We start from the raw sequence: 8,769 nt of genomic DNA on the forward strand, positions 1-8,769 counted from the left end.
GACGGTGTCCTCGACGAGGATGCGACCACCCCGCACGACCCACCGCTGGTTCGGATGATCCAGACACGACCACAACCGGACGTTCGTGTTGTTGGCCCGACTGTTGGTCGCGTCCAGGCACACCTCCCGGCCGCTGCCGACGGTGTCCTCGACGAGGATGCGACCACCCCGCACGACCCACCGCTGGTTCGGATGATCCAGACACGACCACAACCGGACGTTCGTGTTGTTGGACCGAGAGTTGGTCGTATCCAGGCACACGCCCTGGACCTGTGCCTGGAGCGCGGCCTGCGCGCCACCTCGGATGGCCGCCGATGCGGGCGCGGCTGTCAGGACCAGCGTGGCCGCGCTGACGGCCGTCGCGGCCAGCAGCCGGGTGAAGTTGCCGGTGTGCATGAGAGACTCCTCTTCTCGGGGGCGGCTCGGGGTGCGACGATCACCGCGACGTTGCGCCGGGGCAGGGCAGAGCAGGGAGTCTGCGCCGCATCGGTTGCCGGTAGAGGCGCCGAGCACCAGAACCATTGCCACTCAAAGTATTTATCTGATTACCTTCAGTGACAGATCGTGAAGGTGAGAACTCCCTGACCTGCAACAGATAATCGCGCCCGGAGCTTCGGCTCGTCACCCAGCGTGAGATGGGGAGTGCGGTGCCTGCTGGGTGTGGTGGTCCAGCAAGCGGGTGAGCAGGTGCACGAACTGGTCGCGTTCGGCAGGGGTCAGCGGGGCGAGCAGCTCGTCGTGGAGGTCGTCGAGGACCTTGTCGAGGCGGCGCAGGTGCCGACGGCCGTGAGCGGTGATCGTGATGACGTTGCGGCGGCGGTCGTCGGGATCCGGTGCCCGCTCGAGGAGGCCGCGTTCGGCCAGTTCGTTGAGGACGCCGACCATGTCGCTGCGGTAAATGCCGGTGCGCCGGCTCAGCGTCGCCTGGCTGCCCGGACCGTACTCCTGCAACGAAGCCAGCACCGCGTAGTGCCACTTGCGGGCGCCGACCTGGGCCAACCCCTCGTTCACCAGCCGGTCCGACTGCGCGGTGATGCCTGACAGCAGGCGACTGGCCCGTCGGCGCAGTCTGTCCGGCGTCTTCGTCTCGCCGTCGTGCGGCATGTCCGCGGCTTCCGCCCTGCTGGTCATGACGCTGATCCTACTCTGTTGTGTTCGTTCGACTAACGATGTAAGTTCGTTCACATCGGAAACGTTAAAACAATAAACGTTAGCTGAACGAATGAAGGAGGACGTCGTGTCCATGGATACTTCGGTCGCCGACCGCATCGAGATCGCCGATCTGTTCGCCCGCTTCGCGCGCCTGCTCGACGAGAAGCGCTGGGAGGATGCAGGGACCGTCTTCACCGACGATGTGGCGGTGCACTCGCCGCGCGGGGGCGAACTCCGCGGCATCGACAAGGTCGTCGGCTTCATGCGACAGAGCGAGGTCCAGGGGCAGCAAGCCCAGCACCTGACCACTGATCTGCTGGTGGACGTCAACGGCGATCAGGCGGCTGCCTCGGCGTACTCGCTCGTGTTCTACTACCGCGACGACCAAGCACCTCACTTCACCGGCGGCCTGCGCATGGCCGGCACCGTGGTGCGGACGCCGGCGGGCTGGCGATTCCGTGAGCAGCGGATCACACCTGCCTGGACCCGCGAGAACTGACCTCCGGAAGGCCGGGGACACGCCGGGGAGCAGGCGACCGTGTCGTCATGCGGCTCCCCCGGCCCCCGCCGACCAGCAGGAAGAAACGTCGACAGTGCAACGACGACCTCACAGATAGGTCGAATGTGCCGACGGCGATCGGGGGTCATGGCGCGAGGATTCCAGAGACCGGCGAGTGATCAGCCGGCCTCCGCAGCACCCACAGACTCCGGTCGCGGTCGGGATGCTCTGCCTGCCGTCCTGGTGGCCGACGGCCATTTGCGCGGGTATGGTGCAGCGGATCTTGCGGGAGCGCAGGTGCCGGCGGATGGCGCGGGAGGAGTAGGCCTTGTCGGCGCGGACGGTCTCGGGCCGGGTGCGCGGTCGGCCGGGCCCGAGCCGGGGCACCCGGATCGCGGCCATGACAGCTGGGAACTGGGGTGCGTCGCCGCGCTGGCCGGCGGTGAGCACCACCGCGAGCAGGCGCTGGCCCTGCTCGCAGGCCAGGTGCAGCTTGGTCGACAGCCCACCCCGGGAGCGTCCGAGAGCGTCCGAGAGCATGGTCGGCAGGCTCGGGTCGCACGCCGCCGGGCGGCTCGGCCTGGAGTTCGCTGTGCCGGGCGGCGCCGGCGGCGTGCTCATGGGCCCGGCAGATGGTGGAGTCCACGCCGACCTGCCAGCCGAGCAGGCCTCGGGCGTCAGCCTCCGCCTGCAGCCGGGTGAGGATCTGCTGCCAGATGCCGGCGCGCTGCCAGCGGCGGAACAGGCTGTAGACGGCTTGCCAGGAGCCGTGGCATACGGGGATGTCGCGCCATGGCGCGCCGACGCGTACTCGCCAGCGGATGCCGTCGATCAGCTGGCGTTTGCTCCACTGCGACGGGCGACCTCGCCTTTTGGGTGCGGGCAGGAGCGGTTCCAGCCGCGCCCACTGCGCATCGGTGAGGTCGAAGCGCCGCGTCACCGCTAAGGTGCCCGCGAGGTCTCCGGTTACGGGTTCTTCTTGGTCGATGAACCTCTACCGGAGACCTCTTCGCTTGTCCGGCTCCGACACGCCGTTGATCAACACTTCGAGACAGGCCCTACTCCCGACGGGTGGTCGGCTGGTCCATCGACTCCACCCAGACCGCCACGCTGGTGACCAGCGCGTTAGGCATGGCCATCGACAACCGCGCACCACCCGCAGGAACCATCATCCACTCCGAGCAGGGAGTCCAGTTCGGATCCTGGGCCTTCACCCAGCGGGCCAAGGACTCCGGCCTGCTGCCCTCGATGGGCAGCGTCGGCGACTGCTTCGACAACGCCATGATGGAATCGTTCTGGTCCCGGATGCAGGTCGAACTCCTGGATCGCCGGCGCTGGAACACCCGCATCGAACTCGCGAACGCGATCTTCGAATACCTGAAGATCTGGCACAACCGGCAACGACGACACAGCAGCCTGGGCATGCGCACCCCGATACAGTTCGAGAACACACCCACCGTGGCAACAATCCAGGAACGCGACTCCACCGTACTCGGGGCACACCAGGGCCTCCAAGGAACCCGGACCGGTTCAGGGACACCGGCGCCGGGACGGCTGCGGACCGGCTCGTACTACCCGGACTGGCTGCCGGAGCGGCACAGGACATGCAGGACTCGATCGGGTGCCAGCTCAGGCTGATCACGGTGACTGTGGAGAACGCGGAGAGGTTTGCGGCAGCGTCGGCCGGTGGCGGTCTGGGACGAAATGGGGCAGGCCAAGGAGATGACCGTGCGCGTGCTGCGGCCGCTCGCGCCGGACGGGTGAGTGGGCAGCGAGGCGCCGGCTGCGCTGGTGCAGGGGATGGGCGGGGAGCTTCGGGCGGGCAACGCCGGTGACGGGTTCGAGGTGCGGGCCGAACCACCGGCGCGCTCGGTATGAGCCGGTTGATGTCCGGGTCGGCGATCAGCGTGATGATCCGGTCGGGCTCCAGGTCACTCACACGTGTGATCGCGCGGAAAGGGTTCCTGCTCATCCACCGCGCCTTGCCGAATTCCTCGCGGATGGCGGCGAGATCAGATCTGGGAGGGATCGAGAATGATCCCTCGGGCGAACTCGGTGGCGAATGTCTGTTCGCCGAGGGCGGCTCGGACCTTGGCGGTGATCCGATCGACGTCGCCGCGTTCGGCGCGTGGTAGCGGAGCGCCCACCAAGTCTCGGCACGTGGCCGCAGCGCCGAGCAGTGCGGCCGCCTGCTCATGCCGCCCGTCGAGAGCAGCCGCTCCGGCGAGCCCTTCGATCGCCAAAGCGACCGCGCGTGGATCGCCGTTGCGGCGTGCGATGGCCAGGCTGTCTCGGTGCAGAGCCAAGGCGGCCGCGGCGTTACCGCGTTGCTCGGCCGTGAAGCCGAGCTCGGCCGAGATCAGTGCCGAACCGGACGCGGACGACAGCTTGACGTACCGACCCTGCACGCTCCGCAGCAGCAGCTCGGCGAGCTCGAAGTTGCCCTCGCGGCGTTCCGCCAGCGCCAGTCCGAGTTCGGCATGCAGTTCTCCGTACACGTAGCCTTGCTCGGCGGCGAGGCGACGGGCACGCTCGTGGAACTCTTTGGAGCGTGTGTGATCCCCGGTGAGCAAGGCGATATGGCCCAGACCGATCAGGCGATCGGCGACGCTGGGCCACAGGCCCAGCTCCTCCGCCAGGCGTAGTCCGTCGCCGTGCAGCCGCTCGGCGCGTTCGTAGTCACCCTTGATTTCGGTCAGCGATGCGAGCGGCTGGACGGTCTGCAGTTGTCCCCATCGGTCACCTAGCACGCGGAAGAGCTCGAGGCTCTCGCCACCGAAGTCGCCGGCTTCGACCAGATCCCCTCGTAGCATCGCCTGGCCGGCCCGGATCGCCAGCGTCGCGGCGACCCCCCAGCGGTCGCCGAGAGAGCGGAATTCTTCCAGCGCCTGCCTCATGGCATCCTCGCTGTCCGACAGATCACCGCCGGGCGAGTATTGCACGAACCCGCGCAACCAGACCGCCAGCGCTCGTACCGCCGGATCGTCGGAGATTTCCTGTGGCACAGGTGCCGCCCGGACGCCGACGCCGGTCAGCGCCGCGAAGCTGGAGTGCCAGACCACCGCCTTGGCCCAGGGAACCGTCGGTCCTTCGCCTGCGATGGCCATCGCCTTGCCCAGCGACAACCTGGCCTCGGTGTACCGGCCGCGCAAAAACCAATACCATGCCTGCGCGTTGACCAGCCGGAGCGCGTGCTCGGTGGCGTCGGCATCGATCGCGAAGTCCAGCGCCGCCCGCAGATTGGCGGCCTCGCCATCCAGGCGTTCGAGCCAGACCCGCTGGTCATGGCCGCGCAGGTACGGTTCGGCCCGTTCGGCGAACGCGGTGTAGTAGCGCAGGTGTCTCTGCCGGGCAGCCGCCCCCTCCCCCGCCTCGGTCAGACGATCGAGGCCGTAAACGGCCACAGATTCCAGCAGCCGGTACCGTGGCGGGCTCATGACCAGCGAGGCGTCCACCAGGCCGGCGAGCGCCTCCAGCACCTGCCCGGCATCGACACTGTCTCCCGCGCAGACCACCTCAGCGGCCTCCAGTGTGCAGCCGTCCGCGTGTACGGCGAGCCGTCGTAGTACGGCGCGTTCGGGATCGGTCAGCTGTTCCCAGCTCCAGTCGATCATCACTCGGAGCGTGCGTTGCTGGGGCGGGGCACCCCGGTGACCGGTGCTCAATAACTGGAAGCGGTCGTCGAGCCGGCGGGCCAGCTCCCGTATGTCGAGTGTCCGAAGTCGTGTGGCAGCCAGCTCGAGGGCCAGAGGCAGCCCATCGAGCCGACGGCAGACTTCCGCGACAATAGCGGAGATGTCGGCGTCGAGAGCGAACCCGGGGACCGCTGCGGCCGCCCGCTCGACGAAGAGTTCCCTGGCACTGTCCTCGTCCAGCGGCGGCACCTGCCACAGCACCTCCCCGGGGAGCCCCAGCGACCGCCGGCTGGTCGTCAGGATCCGCAGCTCGGAATCGGTCTTGAGCAGCAGCGCCACCAATTCGGCCACCGGGCCGATCACATGCTCGCAGTTGTCCAGGACCAGCAGCAGGCGACGGCTGCGCAGCGCGTTGGCGAGCCGTTGCGGGGGGCTGAGCGGGCCGGCCTTCGCATCGTCCCGAACGCCGAGTGCGGCCAGCGCGGCCTCGGCCACGGCGCCCGAGCGCGTCGCGAGCTCGACCAGGCAGACACCGTCCGTGAATGTGCCGGCCAGTTGGTTCACCACCTCCAGCGCCAGGCGGGTCTTGCCGACGCCGCCCGGGCCCGTGAGCGTGACCAGTCGAGCGGACTGGAGTCGCGACACCACCTCGGTCAGCGCGTCGGCCCGCCCGATCAGCCGGGTGATCGGAACGGGGATGCTGGTCCGAGGCCCCGACACGGCCGGCACCGGTTCCGGCCGCAAGATCTCCTGGTAGGCGCCCGCGAGCTCGGGCCCGGGGTCCACGCCAAGCTCGTCGGCCAGCCGACGGCGTACGTCGTGGTATGCCTCCAGCGCCTCATGCTGCCTGCCGACCCGTGCGAGCGCGCGCAGGTGCAGGGCCCGAAGGCGTTCTCGCAATGGATGCCGAGCCACCAGGTCACCAAGCTCACCTGCCAAGAGAGCGAGGTCGTTGGCCTGCGCACCGGCTTCGAGCCGTGCATCCGCACGGGCTTCTAACGCGGCCAGCCGCAACTCCTCCAGCCGCTGGATCGGCAAACGGACGAATCCGACGTCACGGAACTCGGCGAACGCCGGGCCGCGCCACAGCGCCAATGCCTCGGTCAACACGGCGGATCGCGCCGCCGCGTCCGTGATCGTCGCAGCCTGGGCCACCAGGACGGCGAACCGGCCCATGTCCACCGCGTCCACGTCGATGCGCAATGCGTACCCTGGCGCACGGGTCTCCACCAGCCGACCGCTCTCCGGCTCGGCGTTCTCCAGCACGCGGCGCAACCGGGAGACCTTCGTGTGCAAGGCTGCCGAAGGGTTGGCGGGTAGATCATCTCCCCACAGAACCTCGATCAGGCTGTCGGTCGACACCGGCCGACCCTCGCTGAGGAGTAGCGCGACGAGCAGCACCCGGGCCTTCGGCTCACGTACCTCAACCAAGGTGCCGTCAGCAGCTCGCAGCTCCAGCGGCCCCAAGATCCCGAAACGCATAGCGCCACGCTAACGCAAGAACAGCAACCATCGGTCAGCTCGGCGGCAACATCTCAGGGCAGACAGACTGGCAGAAAGCTTACTGCCGCCCGACGTTTCGCGTCAGCGCCACGCCAGCAGGACGACAGAGGTCCATGGAAGGTTATGGCGGAAACGCCACCACCCGCTTGAGCGGGGCCCCGAACGAAGCAGCACCGACAATCCCCGTGCTCGACGTTCACCGCGCCCTCGAACATCCGCCACCAGACACACAGGCCGCTAGACACAACGTAGAGGCGTCACGCGATGACCGTTCTCCTTCCACGACGCCAGCCCCCGCTGACCAGGCCGAACTCGTACAACCTCAAGCAGGCCGACGGCGGACTTGCGGAGCAAGATCTTACAGGCTGGAGAGGCCATCGCCTCCCATGAAAAGGGTCACATTTCTTCGGCCAAGAAAACAAAGGCCAGCTCCGAGTCGAACTCCCGGCGAGAACCAACAAGAACCGAGAGGAACTGTCACATGCGCAACAATCGACACTTACCATCCACTGTCATTCCCCGCATATTAGCAATCTTCCTGGGCCTCATATCCATTGCCGCTACCCATCTGGTCGCAGCCTCACCGGCCTTGGCTGCGCCGCCGACCCCGAACTTCGGCCCGGCGATCGAGGGCTACGCACCTGCTCAATCTCAGACCACCTGCGACCCTGTCGCCAAGCCCGGTGTGGTGGAGTTCCGCGACCTGCTGAACCGGACGTATGGCACGCATACCTCTTCCATCGTCCGTTCCTGCGACGTAGGCGGCACCAGCGAACACAAAGAAGGCAGGGCGCTTGACTACCACTTCAACGTCAACATTCCGGACCAGGCGGCCGCGGCAAACGATCTCCTCAACTGGCTGCTGGCGACCGATAGGCACGGCAATGTCAATGCCATGGCCAGACGGTTCGGAATCATGTACATCATCTGGAACCGGAGGATATGGCAAGCAGGCGCCTGGAAATCCTACACCGGCGCCAGTCCCCATACTGATCACATCCATTTCAGTTTCGGTTGGCCCGGCGCGCGGAAGCAGACGTCTTGGTGGACCGCACGCCTTCCTCGTGACCGTTCGGTGAGTGATGTGACCGGCGATGGGTTCGCTGATCTGCTGGCTTATCGGGCCAATGGAGAACTGCTGCAGTACGACAACAACATCCTGATCAATCCGGGTGGGGTGCCCTATAGCGGTGGGCGGTCGATCGGTCAGGGCTGGGGCGGCTTCAAGCATGTGCTGGCGGCTGACGTGACGGGTGATGGCTTCGCCGAGGCGATCGCGGTGAATGCCGAAGGCAGGATGTATCAGTACGACAACAACATCCTCATCAATCCCAGTGGGGTGCCGTACACCGGCGGTCGGGAGGTCGGCCACGGCTGGCAAGGCTTCAAAAAGCTGCTGGCGGCTGACGTCAGTGGTGACGGATCCGCCGACATCCTGGGCATCAGCGCAGAAAACGATCTCTGGTACTACCCGAACAACCGGGGCAGCAACCCCGGCGGTGTGCCGTTCATAGGCGGCATGAAGATCGGCGAAGGATGGGATCGCTTCACCAAGGTGCTTTTGGGCGATATCACCGGCGACAGTTACGCCGATGTCCTGGGAATCGAACCCAATGGGCACATGTTCCTGTTCCCCAACAACATCGGTGTCTCCCCTGATCGTCCCTACGGTTACAGCCTGGACATCGGACAGGGCTGGGGCGGTTTCGCGACGCTGATCGCGGCCGACGTCAGTGGGGACGGATCTGCCGATGTCCTCGGTGTCGACCCCGGCGGGCAGATGCGGTACTACCCCAACAACAGCGGTAGCAACCCCGGTGGTCTGCCCTTCACCGGCGGCCTCGTTGTCGGCGTTGGCTGGCAAGGCCTCACCATCGCCTCAAGTTCCTGAGCCCCCTGCCTGACGGTCACGCTGACGACCGGCTCCGCCGCGGGCGCCGCACCGAGGCGGCCCGTGGTGGCTCCGGCCGTGGCCGGAGC

The 8,769-nt window shown here is 67.1% G+C and carries 6 protein-coding genes and 2 pseudogenes; 3 read left to right on the top strand and 5 right to left on the bottom strand.

Features of this window, described 5'->3' with window-relative positions:
- On the bottom strand, window positions 1–396 hold a 396-nt coding region (locus AB0K18_RS50040), incomplete at its 3' end, for a ricin-type beta-trefoil lectin domain protein (RefSeq protein WP_364930209.1).
- Window positions 397–621: 225 nt separating this feature from the next.
- Window positions 622–1,131, bottom strand: a complete 510-nt coding sequence (locus tag AB0K18_RS50045; protein ID WP_364930212.1) for a MarR family winged helix-turn-helix transcriptional regulator — start codon at window positions 1,129–1,131, stop codon at window positions 622–624.
- Between the two features lie 91 nt (window positions 1,132–1,222).
- Here AB0K18_RS50045 and AB0K18_RS50050 point away from each other — a divergent pair, with 91 nt between their 5' ends.
- Window positions 1,223–1,651 carry a nuclear transport factor 2 family protein gene (locus AB0K18_RS50050; RefSeq protein WP_364930215.1) on the top strand — a complete coding sequence of 143 codons (429 nt, stop codon included), beginning with the start codon at window positions 1,223–1,225 and terminating at the stop codon, window positions 1,649–1,651.
- 108 nt (window positions 1,652–1,759) lie between these two features.
- Here the strand turns inward: AB0K18_RS50050 and AB0K18_RS50055 are convergent, their stop codons facing one another.
- Both AB0K18_RS50055 and AB0K18_RS50060 read right to left on the bottom strand, forming a co-directional pair.
- A complete protein-coding gene (locus AB0K18_RS50055) occupies window positions 1,760–2,191 on the bottom strand; it encodes a transposase (RefSeq protein WP_364930218.1) in 432 nt (143 codons plus the stop codon).
- 40 nt (window positions 2,192–2,231) lie between these two features.
- Window positions 2,232–2,591 (bottom strand): annotated as a pseudogene (locus AB0K18_RS50060) (IS5 family transposase); the annotation flags it as partial.
- A gap of 122 nt (window positions 2,592–2,713) precedes the next feature.
- Between AB0K18_RS50060 and AB0K18_RS50065 the strand changes: the two are divergent.
- Window positions 2,714–3,289, top strand: a pseudogene (locus tag AB0K18_RS50065) (integrase core domain-containing protein); the annotation flags it as partial.
- Window positions 3,290–3,663: 374 nt separating this feature from the next.
- Here the strand turns inward: AB0K18_RS50065 and AB0K18_RS50070 are convergent.
- Window positions 3,664–6,768 (bottom strand): BTAD domain-containing putative transcriptional regulator, encoded by a 3,105-nt coding sequence (locus tag AB0K18_RS50070; protein WP_364930220.1) that lies wholly within the window; start codon window positions 6,766–6,768, stop codon window positions 3,664–3,666.
- Between the two features lie 502 nt (window positions 6,769–7,270).
- On the opposite strand from AB0K18_RS50070, the gene AB0K18_RS50075 reads away from it, so the two are divergent.
- Complete coding sequence (locus AB0K18_RS50075; protein ID WP_364930223.1) at window positions 7,271–8,680, top strand: tachylectin-related carbohydrate-binding protein; 1,410 nt, start codon at window positions 7,271–7,273, stop codon at window positions 8,678–8,680.
- Window positions 8,681–8,769: the final 89 nt, after the last annotated feature.

Source organism: Nonomuraea sp. NPDC049421 (genome assembly GCF_040677005.1).
Lineage (GTDB): Bacteria > Actinomycetota > Actinomycetes > Streptosporangiales > Streptosporangiaceae > Nonomuraea > Nonomuraea salmonea.

Excerpts from the sequence above, each read along its gene's own strand:
- AB0K18_RS50050 (WP_364930215.1), top strand. The coding sequence starts at position 1,223 with ATGAAGGAGGACGTCGTGTCCATGGATACTTCGGTCGCCGACCGCATC.
- AB0K18_RS50045 (WP_364930212.1), bottom strand. The coding sequence starts at position 1,131 with ATGACCAGCAGGGCGGAAGCCGCGGACATGCCGCACGACGGCGAGACG.
- AB0K18_RS50055 (WP_364930218.1), bottom strand. The coding sequence starts at position 2,191 with ATGCTCTCGGACGCTCTCGGACGCTCCCGGGGTGGGCTGTCGACCAAG.
- AB0K18_RS50075 (WP_364930223.1), top strand. The coding sequence starts at position 7,271 with ATGCGCAACAATCGACACTTACCATCCACTGTCATTCCCCGCATATTA.
- AB0K18_RS50070 (WP_364930220.1), bottom strand. The coding sequence starts at position 6,768 with ATGCGTTTCGGGATCTTGGGGCCGCTGGAGCTGCGAGCTGCTGACGGC.